The organism is Micromonospora sp. BQ32 (assembly GCF_059358895.1).
On record NZ_JCADBI010000003.1, the window covers coordinates 293,023 to 313,102 of the forward strand.

A 20,080-nucleotide genomic window follows, 5' to 3' on the forward strand; every position below is an offset into this window, starting at 1 on the left:
ATAGCCGTACCCCTAGGCTCCTACCCCATGGAAAGCCTGTTCCCGGTCGTCGTCTTCCTGGCGATCGCTACCCTGGGCGCCGCGTTGGCCCGCCGGCTCGGCCTGCTCGCGCCGATCGTGCTGGTCGTCCTCGGCCTGGCGCTCTCGTTCGTGCCAGGCTTCCCGCAGGTCGAACTCGACCCGGAGTTGGTGCTGGTCGGCATCCTGCCGCCGCTGCTCTACGTGGCCGCGCTGGAGACCTCGGTGCCGGCGTTCAAGAACAACATCCGGCCGATCCTGCTGCTCGCGGTCGGCCTGGTGCTGTTCACCGCATTCGTGGTCGGGTTGGTGCTGCACCTGCTGCTGCCGCAGCTGCCGTTCGCGATCTGCCTGGCCCTCGGCGCGGTGGTCGCCCCACCGGACGCCGTGGCTGCCACCGCCGTCGCGCGCCGGGTCGGGCTGCCCCGCCGGGTCGTCACCATCCTGGAGGGCGAGAGCCTGGTCAACGACGCGACCGCGCTGGTGCTGCTGCGGGTCGCGACCATGGCCACCGTCGGCTCGGCCGTCGGCGCCGACAAGATCGCCATCGAGGTCCTGCGGTCCACCGGCGGCGGCATCCTGATCGGGGCGCTCGGGGCGGTGGTGTTCGGCTTCCTGCACCGGCGGATCAGCGACCCGCTGCTGGACAACGCGCTGTCGTTGATCATCCCGTTCGCGGTGGTGTTCACCGCCGAACACCTGCACGCCTCCGGTGTGGTCGCGGTGGTCGTCACCGGCCTGGTGCTCGGACACAAGCTGCCCCAACTGCTGTCGGCGGCGTCCCGGTTGCAGATCGGCGCGTTCTGGCGGCTGGTCCGTTTCCTGCTGGAGGGCCTGGTCTTCCTGCTGGTCGGGCTGCAACTGCGGAAGGTGCTGCGCGATCTCGACGAGCCGATCGGCTCGCTCGTCCTGATCACCTTCGCGGTGCTCGCCACCGTCTTCCTGACCCGGTTCGTCTGGCTCTTCCCGGCCACCTACCTGGCCCGGTTGGTCCCCCGGGTCCGCCGCCGTGACGCCCGACCGTCACCGAAGTTCCCGATCATCATCGGCTGGGCCGGCATGCGGGGCGTGGTGACCCTGGCCGCCGCGCTGGCCCTGCCGCTGACCCTGGCCGACGAAGAGCCGTACCCCAGGGCGCTGTTGATCTGGCTGGCCTTCGCCGTGATCGTTTTCACCCTGGTCGGCCAGGGCGCCACCCTGCCGCTGGTCGCCCGCCGGTTGAAACTGCCCCAGGACGACCCGGTGCAGGACGCGCTCTCCGCGGCCTCGGTGCAGCAACAGGCCAGCAAGGCCGCCCAGGACCGCCTCGACGAGTTGGCCGACAGCGCACCGGATGCGGTGGTGGACCGGCTGCGCCGAGCGGTGGAGGACCGCACCAACATGGCGTGGGAACGACTCGGCGGCGACCAGCGGGAGACCCCGTCGCAGGCGTACGGTCGGCTGCGGCAGGAGATGATCGACGCCGAGCGGGATGTGTTCCGGGCGGCCCGGGACTCCGGCCGGATTCCTGAGGAAGTGTTGGTGCGGGCCTACCGTGACCTGGACCTGGAAGAGTCGTTGCTGCGAGAGGTTGAAAAGTGAGCTGCCAGCACCTGACCGAGGCCGGTGCCGCCGAGCCGCGCACCCCCGACGAGTGCGCGGACTGCGTCGCCATCGGCGACACCTACTGGGTGCACCTGCGGACCTGCCTGAGCTGCGGGCAGGTCGGCTGCTGTGACTCGTCGCCGAACCAGCACGCGAGCAAGCACTTCGCGTCCACCAACCACCCGGTGATCCGCTCGGCACAGCCGGGCGAGGCCTGGCGCTGGTGCTTCGTCGACGAGGAAATCGGCTGACGGTCAGCCCGGGTGCGGTGACCGATCGGCGCGGTCGGCCAGGGCGCGTCGGGTGAGCGGTGGCACGGCAAGGCCGGTGAGCGCGAGCAACCCCGCCAGCGCCAGCCAGCCGTCTGGGCCGCCGTCGATGATCAACCAGGTCAGCAGGGCCGGGTCCCGCCGCGCGGACCAGCCCGGCGAGCAGACCGTCGACCCCCTGGTAGGCGCCGAGGGCGTCCGGGGCGGCGAGGTCATAGGCCAGCGTCGCCCCGGCCCCGGCGTGCCACAGGTCGCCCAAGGTGTAGATCACCGTCGCGCCCAGCAGCAGGCAGCGTGTTGACCAGTAGGAAGGCGGAGACCGTCACCAGAGGCGCATCGGTGTGTGCCACCACCCACAGCGGCAGCACCAGCGTCAACGCCACGTGGTGCACGGAGAGCACCGCCGAGGCCCCGGCGACCGCGAGGAACGGCCCGTCGCGCAGCGCCCGGCCGACTCTCTGACGCAGGGGTCGCCGGGCCGGCGGGTACGCCGGGAGTCGCATGATCAGCGCCGCCGAAACCAGATAGGTGGCGACGTTGCCGAGCACCAGCAGTCGGTACGCCCACCCGGTGTCCACCACCAGCGCGAACGCGGCCAGCCCCGCACCGAGCGCCACGCCCAGGTTGGCCACCGCGCGCAGGGTGGCAAAGGCGTGCACCCTGCCCTGCGGGCCGCCCACCGCGGCGACCAGCGCGGCGCGGACGGCAAGGTTGCCGGAGATCAGCAGAGCGTCCAGTGTGGCCACCAGCAGAAAGGCCGGGAAAGAGCCGACCAGCAGGTACGCGGCGGCGACGGCGGCCTGCGTTAGCTGCAGGACGGCGCGGAGGCTCCGGGGGTCACGCTGGTCGGCGAGCCCGCCGAGCGGCACGCTGGCAGTGAGCCCGACCGGGCCGGCGAGGGTGAGCCCGAGCCCCACCTCCGTCGGGGTCAGTTCCACGGCGCGGGTGAGGAAGAGCGCCGCACCCGTTACCCACAGTCCCGTGCCAATCGTGTTGGCGAGGGTGGCCAGCGACAGGGTGCGTAGCCGACCGGGTGGCGGCAGTGGCGACAGGGACCGCCAGCGGTCGCGAGCCTCCGCCGTGGTGCTGATCCACCGACCCTAGAGCCGCCGCCTGCTCGCGCAGCCCCCGTCGCGCAGCACCAGGGCGCGGCGTAGTGGGCCGGTGATGAGCCGGCGTTGCCTGCCCACGTCGAGCGTCTGACTGGCGCCACCGAGGACGGCGGGCAGGACGGCGGCGTCGCAGGCGAGCCGGCGCACGGTCGCGGGGGTGAGCTGCAGGCCGGTGTCGAGAGCGCCGGTGCCCAGCTGCCGGGCCAACCCGTCGTAGCTGGTGGTGACGACGAGTTGGGTGGGGTCACCACCGTGGTTCGGGCAGTTCACCACCGCGGAGGGCGAGTCGACAGACATCGGCGAGGGCGTCGTGGCGGCGTTGTCCGGCGGTGCGGGCGTCGTCCGGGCCGGTGGGTGCGCTGAGGGGGTCGATGGCGGTGCGAAGCAGCGCGGCAGCCTCTGCATCGAGGATGCCGGTGAGGCGTAAACGGCCGTCGGTCTGCTCGCTGATGGTGACGTGCCGCTCGCGCGCGGCGCGCGACTCGTCGGCCCGCAGCGCCGCCTCGGCGGCCGCGTCAGCGACCTCTGGGGCGACGTGGTCGAGGATGCGGGTGCCGAGCCTGCGCAGCAGGGTGGCGTCGAACTGCGCCGCCCAGTCGACGAGGACGCCGACGGCCTTGTCGACGACGTCTGCCCCGGCGGCGGTGTGGACGGTTTCAACCGTGCCGGCGATGACCCGGACCTGCTCCACGTCGACCGCTCCACCGGCCAACGCGTCCCGCAGACCGGGCGGGGCAGCATCGAGCGTCGCCGCCAGCTCGACCAGACGACGGGCGGCACCAACCCGTAGGCGCAGCCGGTCCCGCAGCCACACCGCCGTCGAGGACGCGCCCTGCGCGGTTGCGGTGCCTCGACCGTCCAGCTCCCGCACGAGGGCCAGCTTGACCGCGGCCAGCCGTTGCTCAAGCCGGTGAGCCGCGTCGAGTGCCGCGACGAGACCGTGCTCCGGAAGTGCCCACGCCGGCGCGTCGAGGCAGTCGGCGACCGCCGCCTCCGCCTGCGTCAACTCCTCCAACATGGACCGAGAATAGAACGGGTGTACGACAGTTTCGGGCTCGTTCGGCGGGCCAGGTTCGGCCGCTTCGGGCAGGGGCAATCGGTGGGCCAGGTGGTCGTCGCCGAGCCCGGTTCAGCGGCTGATGCTGTCCACCAGACGTTCGGTGGCGAGGCAGGAGACGAGGCAGCGTTCCTTCGCGTCACCGCTCAGCCGGGCGGTCCAGTCGGTGAGGCCGCCGTCGCCGATCTCCAGTTTGCCGCCCAGGACGGTGATCCGCAGGGCGCAGCCGGTGTAGTAGCCGCGACCGCGGGACCGCTCCGGTTCGTCCACCAGCGGCACCACATCCCCGTCGAGTGCCGGTCGAACGGTGTCGGCCAGCCGCTCCCGGACGGTCCGGTCGTCGAAGGTGGTGACGTGCAGCTGAGGTGCGACGGCCGGTGCCAGCTCGGAGAGGACGGTCCGCCAGTAGGTGAGGTGCCGGACCAGCAGCCGGGCCTGCGTGCCGCCCGACCCAGTGTCCCGGGCACTGGACACCAGCGCGAAGAGCCGAAAGTGCGCCGACGCGTCGCCGCCGAAATCCTGCGCCCGCAGCACCCGATGAGCGGCGGCCAGGTGCACCTCGCTCTGTCGGCGGCGACGCACCGCCGCCTCGATCGCGAGGGCGTTCGTGGGGTCGCTGAGCACCTCGCTGGCGCGCATCGTGGTGACGATCCTGTTCTGGCTGACCGGTGCGACCGCCGAGCAGGCGCCGACCGGTACGACCGGGGACAGCTCCACTCCGGCGACGTCGGCGGGCAGCAGTTGCCACATCCGGGCCTCCACCCGGGCGAGCACGCGCGGGTCGGCACGGGCCGGGCGGACGAAGCGGTCCTCCCGCCAGCGGCGTACCACCTCGGACGGGCGCACGGCCGCTGCCCGGTCGCGGGCCAAGCCCAACAGGAGACTGCGCAGATCCGCGCCGGACAGCCCGGCCAGCGCGGTCCGCGTCCCCGCCGGCATCGCCGCCCACACCCGACGCTGCGCGCCAGGCAGCTCGTCGCCATCCATGACGTCACCATGGCCCACTGGGCGCGACCGATCCATCGGTTTTGTGGCGTGCCCGCTGATTCGTTCACGTCATCAGCTCGACAGCGTCAGTCGCAGGCACCCCGCCCGCTCACCCCAACGGCCTCCCGGCGGGCCAGCGACATCCGCCCGGAGCGCTGGTGGAGGTCGTAACCCCGTCTATGCTTCACCGACCTGCGAGCGTCAACGGGGGACGGACATGATTGACGCGGTCATCTTCGATGTTGGTGGGACCATTCTCGACGAGTCTCACGAGTTCGCTGCCTGGGCCGACTGGCTCGGCGTGCCCCGGCACACCTTCTCGGCGGTCTTCGGTGCGGTGATCGCCCGGGGTCTGGACTATCAGGAGACGTTCCGGGTCTTCCGGCCCGATTTCGATCTCGCGACCGAGTTGGCGCGTCGGGAGGCTGCTGGCCAGCCGGAGTCGTTCGCCGAGGAGGATCTGTACCCGGACGCGCGAGGGTGCCTGGAGTCCTTGAAGGACCAGGGCCTGTTCGTGGGCCTGGCCGGCAACCAGCCAGCTCATGCGGAGGCGACCCTGCGCGATCTCGACCTCCCGGTGGACGTGATCGGCACGTCGCACGGATGGGGTGTGGCGAAGCCGTCACCGGTGTTCTTCGAGCGGGTCGTCGCCGCGGGAGGTGGTGTCGCGTCGTCGATCCTGTACGTCGGCGACCGGCCCGACAACGACGTGCGCCCGGCCCTGGAGGCGGGCATGAAGACGTGCCTGATCCGACGTGGCCCGTGGGGGCACATCCTCGACCCGTCCACCGTGGCCGAGCGGTGCCTGTTCCGGATCGACTCGCTGGACGAACTCCCCGGCCTGATCGCGACGCACAACGCGGCCGGCGGTTGACCCGCCGGCTGCGTGATCGTGCGGTCCCGGTGGCCGCCCCGGGAAGGGGCGGCCACCAGGGTCGGGGTCAGGTCAGCGAGCAGGCCGCTCCGTTGACGGTGACCAGGCCGGGGCTCGGGTTGGCGCCGCCGGCTGTCGTCGCGTTGAAGCCGAACGTCACCGTGCCGCCGGGGGCGATCTTGGCGTTGTGCGACTCGTTGCGCGCGGTCACCGTCGCGCCGGACTGGGCGACCTTCGCCAGCCACCCCTCGCGGACCCGCTGGTCACCGGTGAACGCGAAGCGCACGCTCCAGCCGTTGACGGTCGCGGTGCCCGTGTTCTTGATGGTCAGCTGCGCGGTGAACCCGGTGCCGCCCTGCCAGGCGCCGTAGTTGGTGTAGCGCGCCGTGCAGGTGGTGGCCGGCACCGCGCCGGCGTCACCCTGGTCGGCCAGGAACGAGGCGATCCAGGCCAGCGCCGAGTTCCAGTTGATCGCCACCTCGTTGGTCGAGTACGAGTTGATGTCGTCGACGTAGCAGAACATCGGCTCGCAACCGGCGAGCAGTTGCGCCACGAACGGGTCCTGGAGGGCCGCGTTCGGGCCACCGGCGAGGGAGCCGGCGGGCGGTCGGGGCAGGCTCGAGTCGAGCTGGTGGCCGAAGATCCGACTGTGCTGGTTCTGTGCGGCGTGCTCACCCCACCCGGTGACGTAGGAGATGTTCAGGGCGTTGCGGCCGAAAATGTAGTCCATGGCCTGCACGGCGCCGTCGCGATAGACGGGGTTGCGGGTCAGGTCGAACGCGGTGGCCAGCACCACGGCGTTGTTGATGACGTTGCTGTTGCCGCCCCAGAAGTAGCTGTTGGCGTCACCGGGCATCGGCAGCCCGTACGCCTGCCGGCGCAGCTCGGCGAGGTACGTGTCGGCGGCGGCGGTGACCGAGGCGCGGACCCGGGCCAGGTCGGCGGCGGGCAGCCCGTTCGGCACGGTGGCCAGGTCGAGGCGGCCCAGCGCCGCCACGCTCTGCCAGCCGAAGCCCCGGGCGTCGAACACGTTCCCGGTGTGGTGCGGTGAGGCGGTCAGGTCGGCCAGGTAGTTCTGCGCCCCGGTGGTCAGGTACAGCTCGGCCGCCGCCCAGTAGAACTCGTCGGTGACGTTGCTGTCGTCGTACGCGCCGCCGCCGGTGCCGTCGGTCGGGCTGGCGTACACCGCCGGGTTGGCCTTGGCCGCGGCGTAGGCCGTCTTCGCGGCAGTGCCGCAGCGGGTCGCGAACGCCGCGTCGTAGGGGGCGAAGAGTCGGGCGCACTGGGCGGCGGTGGCGGCGAGGTTGAGGGTGGCCGCGGTCGACGGTGGGTGCAGCTCGCGCGGCTGCGGGTCGTCCTGCGGGGCGAGGGGAAGCCCGGTCCAGTTCTGATCGTGGATCTTGTGGTGGACCATGCCGGCGAGCGGCTTGCCGGCGGGCACCTGCATGCGAAGCAGGAACTCCAGCTCCCAGCGGGCCTCGTCGAGGATGTCCGGCACCCCGTTGTCGCGCTCGGGCACCCGCAGCGTGCTGTCGGCGAGTTCGGCGCCACCGTCGGCGGTGGCCGCCGTCCTGGTCCGCTCGAAGGTGTTCAGCAGCTGGTAGGTGGCGATGCCGCCGTTGACCACGTACTTGCCGTGGTCGCCGGCGTCGTACCAGCCGCCGCGCACGTCGAGGGAGTAGTCGCAGACACCCGGCTGGCAGGGCACGTTGGTGTCGCCCTGGTTGGGTGCGACGCCGAGGTGGCCGGCGGGCCGGGCGTACTCGTCGCCGATCAGGTCGCCGTCGATGGCGATGCCGCTGCGTTGGGCGTAGAAGAACTGCAACGAGTCGGAGCGCAGCTGGTCGTAGAGGGCGCCGGAGATGTCGAACGGGTGGCTGGTCTCGCCGTCCACGGTGAGCGTGAGCCCGGTGCCGGGCGTGCGGTAGCTGGAGAAGTCGGCCGTCTGCACGTTCTGCCCGGAGGCGGCGTCGACACCGCGAGCGGTGGTGGTGCCACTGGCCACGACGGCGCCGGCGGCGCTGCGCAGCTGCCAGGGCAGCGGTTCGGTGGCCTCGGTGACGACCGTGGCGTTCTTCGGGCCGCCGGGAAGGTAGCCGACCTGGTTGACGCGCACCCGCGGCCCGGTGTCCGGCTCGTACGGCTCGGGTGGCTCGCCACCGCGCAGCGAGACGTCGTCCAGGCAGATGGTCTGCGCCTGGGCGGAACCGCCGACCTGGAAGATCAGTTGGGCGCTGGGGTTGTCGTCCGGGACGGTGAAGGTCTGCTCGACCCGCTGGATGGTGCCGGTCGCGGTGGCGTCCACGGCCGCGTACGTGGTGTACGGGGCGCTGCCGAGCTGCAACACGGCCTTGACCGCGGCGCCGGGGGTGGCGGAGACCGCGAAGCCGAGGGTGTATTCGGCGCCGGCGATCAGCGGCACGCCGTCCTGGCCGATGCCGGCGTCCCACGGGTTGGCCAGCCCGCCCGCGACGGTGGTGCAGAGCTGGCCGTCGGTGACCGCCAGCGCGCCGGTGCCGAAGGAGAACCAGGGGCTCACCCCGGCGCTGAAGTCGCCGTTGTCGATCTGCTCGGGGGCGTCCGGTGGTGGGTCGGCGTGGGCCGCGCCGGCGCCCGCGCCGGTGAGGGCCAGAGTGGTCGCCGCAGCCAACAGGAGGCGGCGTCGGGATGGCGTCACGGGGAGTCCTTCCGGGACGGGAGTGGGACGTTGGTGGTGGCATGGTGGTGCGGAGAACCTGGGAGCGCTCCCAGGTATCGGCTCGATGTTTCCAGTGCGAGTACGCCATGTCAATTGATCCGGTTGGATGGGTTCCGGCATGCCACGAGGGCGGTCGGCCCGCCGGGTGGCCGCCGACGCGCGCCGCCCGAACGTGAGATTGGCCGCGCCACGCGCCGTCGTCCTGATCTCCTAGAGACAACTGCGCCCTTCGCCTGGCAGGCTGCCTCCCATGACCCTGAAGCTGCGTTCCGTGGGAACGAGCGACCGTGGGCTGATCCGCAGCGGAAATCAGGACGCCCTGCACGCCGGCACCTGGCTCGTCGCCGTCGCCGACGGCATGGGTGGGATGGCCGCCGGCGACCTGGCCAGCGCCCTCACCATCGACGCGGTCGCCCCGCTGGACGTGGAGACACCCGAGGACGCCCTGGTCGCCGCGCTCGAGGGTGGCATCGCGCTGGCCACCGCCCGGATCCGACAGGCGGTCGCCGAGGATCCCGAGCGCCAGGGCATGGGCACCACGCTGACCGCCCTGCTCTTCGCCCGTACCGGCAGCTGCCTGGCGCTCGCGCACGTCGGTGACTCCCGGGCCTACCTGTACCGCGAGGGCGTGCTCAAGCAGGTCACCCGGGACGACACGTTCGTGCAGATGTTGGTGGATCAGGGCGTGATCACCGCGGACCAGGCCAGCAGCCACCCACGCCGCGCCGTGGTCACCCAGGCGTTGCAGGGCGACGAGGTCTCCCCGTCGTACGCGACCATGGTGCCCCGGGTCGGCGACCGGTGGCTGCTGTGCAGCGACGGCCTCTCCAACGTGGTCCGCCCGGACACCCTCACCGAGGTGCTCAGCGGCTATCCGGACCGGGGCGCCTGCGCCGGCAAGCTGATCGACCTGGCCCTGCACGCCGGCGCGCCGGACAACGTCACCGTCGTGGTGGCCGACGTCGTCGAGGAGTAGGCCGGCGCTCAGCGCCGACGTGGCGTGGCGCGCCGGGTCGGTGTCGCCGTCCCCGGGTCCTCCGGCCACGGGTGCCGGGGATAGCGCCCGCGCAGCTCGGAGCGGACCTGCGGGTAGCCGGTACGCCAGAACGACTCCAGATCGGCGGTGACCGCCACCGGCCGGCCGGCGGGGGAGAGCAGGTGCAGCAGCACCGGCACCCGACCGTCGGCGATGCGGGGGGCCGCCGCCCAGCCGAACGTCTCCTGGAGCTTCACGGCGAGCACCGGGGCGGCCGGGTCGCTGTAGTCCAGCCGGATCCGGGAACCACTCGGCACCTCGATCCGTTCCGGAGCCAACTGGTCGAGGCGGGCGGCCTGCGCCCAGGGCAGCAGCCGACGCAGCGCCGACGGCACGTCCACCCGCGCCAGGTCGGCCCGGCGGCGCCCGGCGGCCAGCTCCGGGCCCAGCCAGCTCGGCGCGGCGTCGAGCAACGAGTCGTCGTCGACCGCTGGCCAGGGCTCGCCCAGCTGGTGCCAGAGGAACGCGAGCCGTTCACGCAGCGCCCGCGCCGCCGGCGTCCAGGGCAGCAGCCCCAGCCCCTCCTGACGCAGGCCGGTCAGCAACGCGGCGGCCACCTCCGCCCGGTCCGGCCGGTCCAGCCGCCGCTGGACCAGCTCGATCGCGCCCAGCCGGGTCACCTCCCGGGCCACCACGTCCCCGTCGGACCAGCCGACCTCGCGGTCGGTGCGCAGCAGAGGACCGCCCGCCTCCCGGGCCGTCGCCTCGTCCACCGGGGAAGCCCGGCGGATCCGGGCCGACGGCGCGCCCGGGGTGCGGTCCGCGACCGCCACCGCCAGCCAGTCGGACCCGGTCAGCCCCGAACCGGCCGCCAGCTCCGCGGCGGTCCCGCCGGTCATCAGGTACGCCGAACCGCCCGGCCGCCGCACCCGGGCCAACCGTTCCGGGTACGCCAGACCGACCAGCAGCCCGGCGGCGAGATCGTCGCTCAACCCACCCGAGCTGGTCCGGTCGGTGGCATCGGCGCGGCCCTTCGGTGGGGCGCCGGTCGGCAGCGCGGCGCGCAGCCGGCGTACCTCGGTGCGCCAGCGGGCGGTCGCGCCCGCGTCCACGCCGGTGCGCAGCCGACGCCAACCGGCGACCAGATCGTCACCGGGACCGGCCGCGCTCTCCTCGGCGAGCAGGGCGACCACCTCGGCGGCCCGGTCGGCACCGACCCGGCCGGCGCCGTCGAGCAGCGCCCGGGCCAGCCGTGGGTGCGCCCCGGCGGCGGCGATCGACCGCCCCCGCGCCGTGATCCGACCGTCGGCGTCAACCGCGCCCAGGGTCGCCAGGGTGTCCCGCGCCACCGTCATCGCGGCGGCCGGCGGCGCGTCGGGCAACGCGAGCCCGACACCGTCCGGGGCGCCCCAGGCGGCCAACTCCAACGCGAAACCGGTCAGGTCGGCGGTGGCGATCTCCGGCTCGGCGCGGGCGGGCAGCCGCTCGTGGGTCGCCGCCGACCAGCAGCGGTAGACGTACCCGGGGGCCTCCCGGCCGGCCCGGCCGGCCCGCTGGGTGGCGGCGGCGCGGGAGACCGGCACGGTGACCAGCGCGCCCAACCCACGGGCCAGGTCGATCCGGGGCACCCGGGACAGTCCGGCGTCCACCACGATCCGCACGCCGGGGACGGTCAGACTGGTCTCGGCCAGCGCGGTGGCCAGCACCACCCGCCGTCGGTCCGCGCGACGCAGCGCGGCGTCCTGCTCGGTGCCGCGTTGACGGCCGTGCAGCGGCAGCAGCGCGACCGCGTCCCTCAGGTCCGCCAGCCGACCGGTGACCGCCGCGATCTCGCCGGCCCCGGGCAGGAAGACCAGCACGTCGCCGTCGTGCTCGCGCAGCGCCCGCCGCACGGTGGCGGCCACGTGGTCGAGCAGGGCCCGGTCCACCGGCCCGGCCCCGGGCGGGGCGATCGGGCGTGCCGGGGGCACCCAGATCCGCTGCACCGGATGCAACGCCGAGTCGGCCCGGACCACCGGGGCCGGCGTGGTCCCGCCCAGCAGCGCGGCGAACCGGTCGGTGTCCGGGGTCGCCGACATCGCCAGCATCCACAGGTCCGGCCGGAGGGTAGCGCGCGCCTCCACGGTGAACGCCAGCGCGAGGTCGGCGTCGAGTTGGCGTTCGTGGCACTCGTCGAGCAGCACGGCACCCGTGCCGGGCAGCTCCGGGTCGTGGTGCAGCCGGCGGACCAGCAGGCCGGTGGTGACCACCTCGATCCGGGTGGCCGGGCCGACCCGGCGCTCGCCGCGCACCGCGTAGCCGACCCGCTCACCGACCCGCTCGCCGAGCAGCTCGGCCATCCGCCGGGCGGCGGCACGAGCCGCCACGCGGCGGGGTTGGGCGATCACCACCCGACCGGTCACCCGGTCGGCCACGGCCAGCGGCGCGAGGGTGGTCTTGCCGGTGCCCGGCGGGGCCACCAGCACACCGGCGCCGGCCGCGTCGAGTGCCGCGACCAGCGCCGGCAGCACCGGACGGACCGGCAGGTCAAGGGTTACGTCGGAGAGCACGGCCCAGTCTCGCACCGGGACGGGTGCGTCAGGAGTGACGGACCTCGCCGACGCCGAGCACGAAGGCCCGCCAAGCCGCCGCGCCGAAGGCGAGCACCGGGCCGGAGCGGTCCTTGCTGTCCCGGACGGCGACCTGACCGTCGACTGTCGCGACCTCCACGCAGTTGCCGTTGCCGCTGCTGCGCGTGCTGGTGCGCCAGTCCGCTCGGGTCAGGTCGTACGCCGTCATCCGCGGTACCTCTCGTCTGCGTCGGCGTGCCGCAGAAGCGGTCACGCAAAGTTACGAGAAGCCTGCTCAAGACGGGTCAACGACGCCGTCGGATCGAGCGCCATCCGGCACAGCTCCTCGTGCAGAAGGCTATACCCGAGCACATGATCGGCTTCCTCCAGAGCCAGCCCCATCGTGAGGTTATCCAGGTAAACCACGGAAGCGTCGGCGGCATCGGCGAAGTTGAGGATCACGTACGGGGTGCTCATGGCCGGATGCCCGCCGGCCGCGAATGGAAGTACCTGAATTGTCACGTTGGGTAGTTGCGCGATGCGACTCATGTGGACCAGCTGTTCGGCCATCACCGCGGTGCCGCCGACCGGGCGCAGGAGCACCGCCTCGTTGATGATCACCGACAGGTCGACCGGGTCCTCGCGGCGCAGCACCTCCTGCCGGCGCAATCGGGCGGCGATCTTGCGCTCCAGACCGTCCTCGCCGGCGGTGCGCCGGAAGATCTCCCGGGCGTACGCCTCGGTCTGCAACAGCCCGGGCACCGACTCGGCCTCGTACGTGCGCAGCGCCGCCGCCTCGGCCTCCAGCCCGACGTAGAACTCGAACCACTCCGGGAGCACGTCGCTGTAGTTCTGCCACCAGCCGCGTTGCTGTGCTCCTCGGGCGATCTCGATCAGCGCTTCGGCATCCGAACCGGTCACCTCGTACAGCGCGAGGGCGGCCCGGACATCGCGCGGTTTGATGCCGATCTGCGCGGTCTCGATCCGGGAGAGGTTGCTCTTCGACATGTCGAGTTGGCGGGCGGCCACATCGAGGGTCATGCCCGCGCGCTCCCGCAGTTGGCGGAGTTCCCGAGCGATGCGGCGTCGCCGCACGGTCGGGCTGGCGGCGGGTCGAATGGTGGGAGTGGCGGTCACCGTCCGAGTCTGCCACGACAAGATCCGCAGGTCGCGCCTGCACGGAGTGCAACTTTCAAATCTGGGAGTTGCGTTGCAGTAGCTGTCGGTGCATCCTTTCCCGGTCGCGATCACTGTGGACACACCTGTGCGGGAGGACCGTTGCTCATCGCCGACGAGTTCTTCCTGATCGCGCACAACGACAGTCGTGGCAAGGCCAAACTGCACCCGGCGGCGACCGGGCTCGGGCTCGCCGGCGGGCTCCTCGGCGAGCTGATCCTTTATGGACACATCACCGTGCTGGCCGGGCAGATCACGGTCATCGACCGGCGCCCGCCGGCCGACGCCCTGGCGCACACCGTGCTGGACCAGTTGGTCGGTGAGTCCCAGCACCAGGAGTTGCGCACCTGGCTGAGCTTCCTGGCGCAGAGCGCGACCACCTCGGTGGGGGAGCGGCTGGCCCGAGCCGGGGTGCTGCGCCGCCAGGAGAGCCGCCGGCTGCTGCGCACCACGGTCAGCTACCTGCCGATCGACCTCAACGCGGTGGCCTGGCCGGCCACCCGGCTGCGGGCCCTGCTGGACCGGCCGGACCCGCCGGGCGTGCCGGACGCCCTGCTGCTCGGCCTGGTCGTGGCCGCGGGGCTGACCCGCGAGGTGCTGTGGAGCGCCGGCCCCCGCGCGCACCACCGGCTGAACGTCCTCATCCCCGCGCTACCGGCCCCCCTCAAGGAACTCGTCGGGCACACCGAGGCCGCCGTCGGCGCCGCCGTGCTGCGCGGTATCCCCTGATCCCCCGGTAACCCCCAACCCTCCCCTCGTCAATCGGAGTAGTCGTATGCCCCCGACATCGACAGTCGACCGACCCAGCAACGTCTCCGAAGCCCTGGCCCGAGGCCGTCTCGGCATCCCCTCGGTGATCTTCTTCGTCCTCTCCGCCGCCGCGCCGTTGACCGTGGTGGCCGGCGTCGTCACCACCGGCTACGGCGTCATCGGGGTGACCGGAATCCCGCTGGCCTTCCTGCTGGTCGCCGCGGTGCTCGCGCTCTTCTCGGTGGGTTACGTGGCGATGTCCCGCCGGGTGGAGAACGCCGGGGCCTTCTACGCCTACATCTCCCGAGGGCTCGGCCGACCGGCCGGCGTGGGCGCCGCCTGGGTCGCGCTGATCGCGTACAACGCGCTGCAGGTCGGGCTGTACGGCACCATCGGTGTGGCGGCCGAGCCGGTGCTCGACCGGCTCTTCGGCGGGCACCCGCACTGGGCCGTTGTGGCGCTGGTGGCGTGGGCGTTGGTCGGCCTGCTCGGCCTGCTCCGGGTCGACCTCAACGGCATGGTCCTGGCCGCGCTGCTGGTCGCCGAGATCGTCGTGGTCCTCGTCTTCGACCTGGGACAGATCGGCAACCCGGCCGACGGTCAGGTCAGCTTCGCCTCGTTCTCGCCGGACAACCTCTTCGTGCCGGGTGTCGGCGCGGTGCTGGTGCTGGCCGTCCTCGGCTTCGTCGGCTTCGAGTCGGCGGTGGTCTTCAGTGAGGAGAGCAAGGACCCGAAGCGGACGGTGCCGCTGGCCACCTACCTCTCGGTGGCGATCATCGCCGGGCTGTACGCGCTGTCGTCCTGGACCATGACGGTCGCCGTCGGGCAGGACCAGATCGTCGCCGAGGCCGGCGAGCAGAGCGTCGGGCTGATCTTCAACCTGGCCGCCGCGCAGCTCGGCGACACCGCGGTCACCATCGGGCAGGTGCTCTTCCTGACCTCGGTGCTGGCCGCGATGATCTCGTTCCACAACACCACGGCCCGCTACACGTTCGCGCTCGGTCGGGAGCGGGTGCTGCCGGCGGTGTTCGGGCAGACCTCGGCCCGTAGCGGGGCGCCGCGGGCCGCCTCGGTGGCGCAGAGCGCTCTCGGCCTGCTGGTCATCCTGCTGTACGCGGTCAACGGATGGGATCCGGTGGTCCAGCTGTTCTTCTGGGTCGGCACCACCGGCGGCTTCGGCGTCCTGCTGCTGATCGCCACCACCTCGGTGGCGGTGATGGCCTACTTCGCCCGCTCCGCCGGTGGCGAGAATCTCTGGCGACGGGCCATCGCACCCGGCCTGGCCACCATCGCGCTCTTCGTGATCATCTGGTTGGCCGTGTCGAACTTCGCCAACCTGCTCGGCGTCGCGCCGGACTCGACGCTGCGCTGGGCGCTGCCGGCCGCGTACCCGGTGGCTGCCCTGCTGGGCATCGGCTGGGCCCTGCTGTTGCGCAGCAACCGTCCGGACACGTACGCCCGGATCGGCCTGGGTGCGGCGAGCGCCGCCGCCGTCGTGAAGCCGGAGGCACCGGCCGCCGTGGAGGTGACCCGATGAGCGTGGTCATCGAGCGGCTCGGGCCGGAGGAGACCACCCTCGTGGCGGGTCGGATCGCCGAGGCGTTCACCGCCCTGGAGGTGACGTACTGGTTGGTTCCGGACGCGAGCAAGCGGGAGGCCGTGCTGGCCGGGGACTTCGAGATTCTGGTCGAGCACGCGATGCGGCACGGGATGGTCCACGCCACCGCGGACCGAGCCTCGGTCGCGGTCTGGTTCCCGTCGGTCGGCGAGCCGGCGCCGCCGCCGGCGGACTACGACGCCCGACTGGCCGCCGCCTGTGGCGAGTGGACCGACCGGTTCCAGCACCTCGACGAGCTGTTCGCGGCGAACCACCCGCACCCGGACCACCACCACCTCGCGTTCCTGGCGACCCGGCCGGATCGGCAGGGGCAGGGGTTGGGTAGCGCGCTGATGCGGCACCACCACGCCTGGCTGGACGCCAACGGGATGCCGGCGTACCTGGAGGCGAGCAGCCCGCGCAGCCGGGACCTGTACGCGAAGCACGGCTACCTGGCCGGCGAGCCGTTCCGGGTGCCGGACGGCACGCCGTTCTGGCCGATGTGGCGGGAGCCGGTCGGCCACTGAGCCGGACGGGTCGCCGCGGCCAGCACGCACCGTGGCCGCGCTGTCACGCTCACGTGACAACGTGGACAGCGAGGAGGGCCGGGTCCACGGACCCGGCCCTCCACTCGTGAACTGGTCAGTACGTGCCGTCGAGCTGGCCGCGCAGCTTGGTCAACGCCCGGGTCAGCAGCCGCGAGACGTGCATCTGCGAGACACCGATCTGGTCGGCGATCTGCGACTGGGTCAGGTTGCCGTAGAAGCGCAGCGTGAGGATCTTCTGCTCGCGCTCGTCGAGGGTGGCCAGTGCCGGGCCGAGGGCGACCCGCAGCTCGGCCAGCTCGAACTCGCTGTCCTCGCCGCCGAGCATGTCGCCCAGCTCGGTGGCGCGCTCGCCGTCGCCGGTCGGGGTGGACAGCGACACGGCGTTGTACGCGCGGGCGCCCTCCAGGCCCTCCAGCACCTCTTCCTCGGTGAGCTTGAGGTGCGCGGCGATGTCGGCGACCGTCGGCGAGCGGCCGAGGGTCTGCAGGAGCGAGCTGTTGGCGTCGGAGATGGCCAGCCGCAGCTCCTGGAGCCGGCGGGGCACCCGGATGTCCCAGGTGCGGTCCCGGAAGTGCCGCTTGAGTTCGCCGATGATGGTGGGGATCGCGTAACCGGCGAAGTCGACACCGCGCTCGGGGTCGAACTTGTCGATGGCCTTGATCAGGCCGATGGCGGCGGTCTGCGCCAGGTCGTCGTTCGGCTCGCCGCGCCCGCTGTAGCGGTGGGCCAGGTGGTTGGCGAGCGGCAGCCAGGCCTCGATCGCCCGGTCCCGCAGGGCGGCGCGCGACGGGTGGTTGGCGGGCAGTGCGGCCATCGCGTTGAGCAGGTCGGCGGCGCTGTCGGTGAGAGCGCGCGGGTCGAGCTTGGTGGTGGCCTTGACGGCGGCGCTCGGCTGCTCGGTGATCGTTGGCGCGGTCATGGGTGGTCCTCCCTGCACCTCGTCCGCTGACGAAAAAGACGTGACGCTTTGGTTTAGCTTCCAATAGGCCGTTCGGGAGTCACCTTAACCTGATCGTCTCCCCGAAATCTAGCCGAAAGGTTGATGTACTTAAGGCGTGTTGAACCACAAAAGGGGTAAATGACGCGGAAGTTGGGGTGGCTGTGAGGATCCTTACCCGGTTTTCCGGCTGCGGGCCGCTGACCGGTCGTCCGACCGGTCCGGCTTGATCGGCCCCCCGGTCGCGTCGACTGGTCAACATGAAATCCGACAAGTCGCCAGGAGTGTCGACTATCCGTCCTTGTCCCGCTGGCGGGACCGGCCGTAGCGTCGCGTGTACACACCCGGTTCGGAGGCACCGTGCTCGATCCAGCCGCTCCCCAGCTCGTCGTGAACAGTCGCACCCTCTACTTCAGCTGGCTGCCGGCGGATCCTGACGCGGTCGCCGCACTGGTCCCTCCGGGGCTCTGCCCCCGCCCCGACCGGCAGGTCTTCCTCAACCAGTACATCGTCGACGACGAGACGCAGACCTCCGGCTTCGGCGCGTACTCGCTGACCTACCTCGGCGTCTCGCTGGTGGGCGTCGACGCGCCCGGCGGCCTCAACCCGGGTGGCTGGTGGACCCACTACGTGGCCTCCAGCCGGCGGGTCCGTGAGTACGCTGTCGCCCGCGGCGCCCCGGTGCTCGCCGGGCGCACCCGGATCGAGGTGACCGGCGAGGACCTGCTCTCCGAGACGGAGATCGACGGCACACCGTTGATCCGGGCCCGGTGTCGGGTGGGGGAGACCGGGCACGTGATCAGCAGCGGGCACCACCGCTACTTCACCCGGCGCGACGGCCAGCTGCTCAGCTCGGCCTACCCGTTCGTCGCCGAGCCGGTCGCCCCGTTCGAGATCGAGTCGGTCGAGTTCCTCCAGCCCGGCCACCCGATGTACGCGCTGCGTCCGGCGAACCCGCTGACCATCGTGTTCGGCTACTACTCACCGCGCTCGTCGTTCGCCTACCCCGGCGGGCTGAGCGTGCACGCGGTCGCCACGCCGGAGCCGGCCCGGCCGCTTCACCAGGTGCCGGCGAGTCTCGCCCGCAGCGGCCTGCCGTCCGGGTCGTAGACCAGCCGGTACACCGGCAGCGCCCAGGCCCGGGTGTACCACGGCAGCCGCTCGGGGCGGTGCGGGCGCAGCCGCCCGGGCGGCCGTTCTCCCACCTGGCCGTCGTCGTACCACTGCTGTAGCGCGTCCGCGGCTGCCGTGACGGCCGCGACGGCGTCCGCCGGCTCCAGCAGGTCGGCGTCGTCCGCGCCGTCCGGGTCACGGTCCAGGTGCTCGCGCCACAGCCGCAGTCGCAGGTCCCGGGCGAAGCTCCGCGCGCCGTCGCCCCGCCCCGCGGGGTCGGTGGGCTCCCGCTGGTCCGGGGTGTCGTCGAGCACCGCGCAGGACAACTCGCTGTCGTGGGTCCAGGATCGTCGATTGAAGTTGTCGCTGCCCACGCTGGCCCAGACGTCGTCGACCACACAGACCTTCGCGTGCACGTAGACCGGGTCGCCCGCGTGGTTCTCCACGTCGAACACGTGCACCCGGTCCGGTGCCGCCCGCTCACACAGCGACAGCGCCTGCTCGCGCCCGACCATGTTCGGCGGCAACGCCAGCTTGCCGTCCACGTCCGGGTGGCGGGGGACGACGGCGATCAGGTGCAGGTCCGGGTTCTCCCGCAGCGCGTGCGCGAACAGGTCCGCGACCTCGGCCGACCAGAGGTACTGATCCTCCAGGTAGATGAGTCGGCGGGCCCGGCGTACCGCCTTGGTGTAACCCCGGGCCACGGTCCGCTCGCCGTTCGGTGCGAACGAGTAGCGGGGACGGACGGCGGGATAGGTGCGCAGCACCTGGATCTGGTGCGGACCGCAGGCCGGCGGGTCGGCCGGTTGCTCGGGCAGCGGGTCGGGGCGCAGGTCCGAGGCGCGCAGTCGATCCCGCAGGTAGGCCATCGGGTTCTCCGAGTCCAGCGGCATCGGGTCGGTCCAGCGTTCCCGAAAGAGGGTGTCCAACGCGCCGACCACCGGACCGCGCACCGCGAGCTGCACGTCGTGCCAGGGCGGAGTGGGCCCGTACCGGGGGGACATCTGCACCGGCTGCGGGTCGCCGTGGTGCGCGGCGTCATCGCGGCGGCTGTGGCACAGGTCGATCCCGCCGGCGAAGGCGACGTCCCGCTCGGGCTCGCCCAGGTGCCGCAGCACCACGAGCTTCTGATGGTGCGAGCCACCGCGGCGGACCCGTTGGTCCAGCAGCACCTCCCCGCCGGCGGCCGAGATCGTCTCGCTGAGGTCGCGGTTCTCCGCCTCGCTGTAGGCCAGGACGTCGAGGTGCGAGCGCCAGATCAACCCCTTGACCACCACACCGCGCTGCGCGGCCTGCGCGAAGAGTTGGGCCACGGTCGGACCGTCCGGGCGCAGTCGCTGGTCCGGGTCACCCCGCCAGTCGGTGAAGAACAGGTGGTCGCCACGGCCCAGGGCCTCGACCTCCTCGACCAGTCGGTCGAAATACGCGGCGCCGTGAATCAACGGCTCGGCGAGGTTTCCCGTGGTCCATACGGGTATCCCAGAGACCGGGTTGGCGCGTTCCTCTGCGGTGAGAAACCAGTCCTGCAACGGCACCGTCCAGCCCCCCTGGAGGTCGGCAACGTCCTCACGGTAGGACCCCCGACGCGGGTCCGCACGCCAGGCCGACAGAGCAGTGACCTGGCCAACGCCATCGGAAGCGACGCGACAGAGCCGAGGAGGCCACACCATGCCCCGCGACACGACGAATCCCGTGACCGAGAACCGCGAGCCGGCGGTGGAGAGCGAACGGGGTGCGCTGGTAGCGGTGTTGGTGATGGTGATTCTGGGAGTCGCCGGGATTTTTGCGGTCTCCTGAGGCGGCGCCGACGCCCCCGGGTGAACCGGAGGCGTCGG

The 20,080-nt window shown here is 72.3% G+C and carries 20 protein-coding genes; 9 read left to right on the top strand and 11 right to left on the bottom strand.

Annotated elements, in window-relative coordinates; translation table 11 throughout:
• The first annotated feature begins 27 nt into the window (after positions 1-27).
• The gene (locus AC5L30_RS08290) at positions 28-1,599 is read left to right on the top strand and encodes a Na+/H+ antiporter (RefSeq protein ID WP_494866317.1); all 1,572 of its coding nucleotides are present in this window, start codon (positions 28-30) and stop codon (positions 1,597-1,599) included.
• Positions 1,596-1,853: a UBP-type zinc finger domain-containing protein gene (locus tag AC5L30_RS08295; RefSeq protein WP_494866318.1), complete on the top strand. Its 258-nt coding sequence runs from the start codon at positions 1,596-1,598 to the stop codon at positions 1,851-1,853. The genes AC5L30_RS08290 and AC5L30_RS08295 overlap by 4 nt, the downstream gene beginning before the upstream one ends.
• A gap of 3 nt (positions 1,854-1,856) precedes the next feature.
• Here AC5L30_RS08295 and AC5L30_RS08300 read toward each other — a convergent pair whose 3' ends face one another.
• From AC5L30_RS08300 to AC5L30_RS08320, 5 genes are all read right to left on the bottom strand, one after another.
• Positions 1,857-2,087, bottom strand: coding sequence for a hypothetical protein (locus AC5L30_RS08300; RefSeq protein WP_494866319.1), 231 nt, complete (start codon positions 2,085-2,087; stop codon positions 1,857-1,859).
• Entirely contained in the window at positions 2,084-2,962 is an 879-nt protein-coding gene (locus AC5L30_RS08305; protein ID WP_494866561.1) for an MFS transporter, read from the bottom strand. The genes AC5L30_RS08300 and AC5L30_RS08305 overlap by 4 nt, the downstream gene beginning before the upstream one ends.
• 9 nt (positions 2,963-2,971) lie before the next feature.
• Positions 2,972-3,280 carry a DUF222 domain-containing protein gene (locus AC5L30_RS08310; RefSeq protein WP_494866320.1) on the bottom strand — a complete coding sequence of 103 codons (309 nt, stop codon included), beginning with the start codon at positions 3,278-3,280 and terminating at the stop codon, positions 2,972-2,974.
• A complete protein-coding gene (locus AC5L30_RS08315) occupies positions 3,228-4,001 on the bottom strand; it encodes a DUF222 domain-containing protein (protein ID WP_494866321.1) in 774 nt (257 codons plus the stop codon). Before AC5L30_RS08315 ends, AC5L30_RS08310 begins: the two co-directional genes overlap by 53 nt.
• Positions 4,002-4,112: 111 nt before the next feature.
• The gene (locus tag AC5L30_RS08320; RefSeq protein ID WP_494866322.1) at positions 4,113-5,027 is read right to left on the bottom strand and encodes a hypothetical protein; all 915 of its coding nucleotides are present in this window, start codon (positions 5,025-5,027) and stop codon (positions 4,113-4,115) included.
• Positions 5,028-5,244: 217 nt separating this feature from the next.
• On the opposite strand from AC5L30_RS08320, the gene AC5L30_RS08325 reads away from it, so the two are divergent.
• The gene (locus AC5L30_RS08325; RefSeq protein ID WP_494866323.1) at positions 5,245-5,901 is read left to right on the top strand and encodes an HAD family hydrolase; all 657 of its coding nucleotides are present in this window, start codon (positions 5,245-5,247) and stop codon (positions 5,899-5,901) included.
• A 67-nt stretch (positions 5,902-5,968) separates the two neighbouring features.
• Here AC5L30_RS08325 and AC5L30_RS08330 read toward each other — a convergent pair whose 3' ends face one another.
• On the bottom strand, positions 5,969-8,578 hold the full coding sequence (locus AC5L30_RS08330) for a glycoside hydrolase family 9 protein (protein ID WP_494866324.1): 2,610 nt from the start codon (positions 8,576-8,578) through the stop codon (positions 5,969-5,971).
• A 271-nt stretch (positions 8,579-8,849) separates the two neighbouring features.
• On the opposite strand from AC5L30_RS08330, the gene AC5L30_RS08335 reads away from it, so the two are divergent.
• Positions 8,850-9,575 (top strand): PP2C family protein-serine/threonine phosphatase, encoded by a 726-nt coding sequence (locus tag AC5L30_RS08335; protein ID WP_494866325.1) that lies wholly within the window; start codon positions 8,850-8,852, stop codon positions 9,573-9,575.
• 8 nt (positions 9,576-9,583) lie between these two features.
• Here the strand turns inward: AC5L30_RS08335 and hrpB are convergent, their stop codons facing one another.
• The 3 genes from hrpB to AC5L30_RS08350 are packed head-to-tail and all read right to left on the bottom strand — an operon-like array spanning position 9,584 to position 13,219.
• Complete coding sequence (hrpB, locus tag AC5L30_RS08340; RefSeq protein ID WP_494866563.1) at positions 9,584-12,124, bottom strand: ATP-dependent helicase HrpB; 2,541 nt, start codon at positions 12,122-12,124, stop codon at positions 9,584-9,586.
• Between the two features lie 28 nt (positions 12,125-12,152).
• Positions 12,153-12,353, bottom strand: a complete 201-nt coding sequence (locus AC5L30_RS08345) for a DUF397 domain-containing protein (RefSeq protein ID WP_494866326.1) — start codon at positions 12,351-12,353, stop codon at positions 12,153-12,155.
• Positions 12,354-12,394: 41 nt separating this feature from the next.
• The gene (locus AC5L30_RS08350) at positions 12,395-13,219 is read right to left on the bottom strand and encodes a helix-turn-helix domain-containing protein (RefSeq protein ID WP_494866564.1); all 825 of its coding nucleotides are present in this window, start codon (positions 13,217-13,219) and stop codon (positions 12,395-12,397) included.
• Between the two features lie 183 nt (positions 13,220-13,402).
• On the opposite strand from AC5L30_RS08350, the gene AC5L30_RS08355 reads away from it, so the two are divergent.
• Genes AC5L30_RS08355 through AC5L30_RS08365 form a run of 3 tightly spaced genes read left to right on the top strand, consistent with a single transcriptional unit; the run spans position 13,403 to position 16,174 of the window.
• Positions 13,403-14,029, top strand: coding sequence for a GOLPH3/VPS74 family protein (locus AC5L30_RS08355; protein ID WP_494866327.1), 627 nt, complete (start codon positions 13,403-13,405; stop codon positions 14,027-14,029).
• Positions 14,030-14,075: 46 nt separating this feature from the next.
• Complete coding sequence (locus AC5L30_RS08360; RefSeq protein ID WP_494866328.1) at positions 14,076-15,587, top strand: APC family permease; 1,512 nt, start codon at positions 14,076-14,078, stop codon at positions 15,585-15,587.
• Positions 15,584-16,174, top strand: coding sequence for a GNAT family N-acetyltransferase (locus AC5L30_RS08365; protein WP_494866329.1), 591 nt, complete (start codon positions 15,584-15,586; stop codon positions 16,172-16,174). The genes AC5L30_RS08360 and AC5L30_RS08365 overlap by 4 nt, the downstream gene beginning before the upstream one ends.
• 115 nt (positions 16,175-16,289) lie before the next feature.
• Here AC5L30_RS08365 and AC5L30_RS08370 read toward each other — a convergent pair whose 3' ends face one another.
• Positions 16,290-17,114: a SigB/SigF/SigG family RNA polymerase sigma factor gene (locus AC5L30_RS08370; protein ID WP_091401616.1), complete on the bottom strand. Its 825-nt coding sequence runs from the start codon at positions 17,112-17,114 to the stop codon at positions 16,290-16,292.
• A gap of 378 nt (positions 17,115-17,492) precedes the next feature.
• Here AC5L30_RS08370 and AC5L30_RS08375 point away from each other — a divergent pair, with 378 nt between their 5' ends.
• Positions 17,493-18,242 (top strand): hypothetical protein, encoded by a 750-nt coding sequence (locus AC5L30_RS08375; protein ID WP_494866330.1) that lies wholly within the window; start codon positions 17,493-17,495, stop codon positions 18,240-18,242.
• Here the strand turns inward: AC5L30_RS08375 and AC5L30_RS08380 are convergent.
• Positions 18,191-19,780: a phospholipase D family protein gene (locus AC5L30_RS08380; RefSeq protein ID WP_494866331.1), complete on the bottom strand. Its 1,590-nt coding sequence runs from the start codon at positions 19,778-19,780 to the stop codon at positions 18,191-18,193. The genes AC5L30_RS08375 and AC5L30_RS08380 overlap by 52 nt on opposite strands.
• Before the next feature lie 133 nt (positions 19,781-19,913).
• On the opposite strand from AC5L30_RS08380, the gene AC5L30_RS08385 reads away from it, so the two are divergent.
• The gene (locus AC5L30_RS08385; protein ID WP_256441970.1) at positions 19,914-20,042 is read left to right on the top strand and encodes a hypothetical protein; all 129 of its coding nucleotides are present in this window, start codon (positions 19,914-19,916) and stop codon (positions 20,040-20,042) included.
• Positions 20,043-20,080 lie beyond the last annotated feature (38 nt).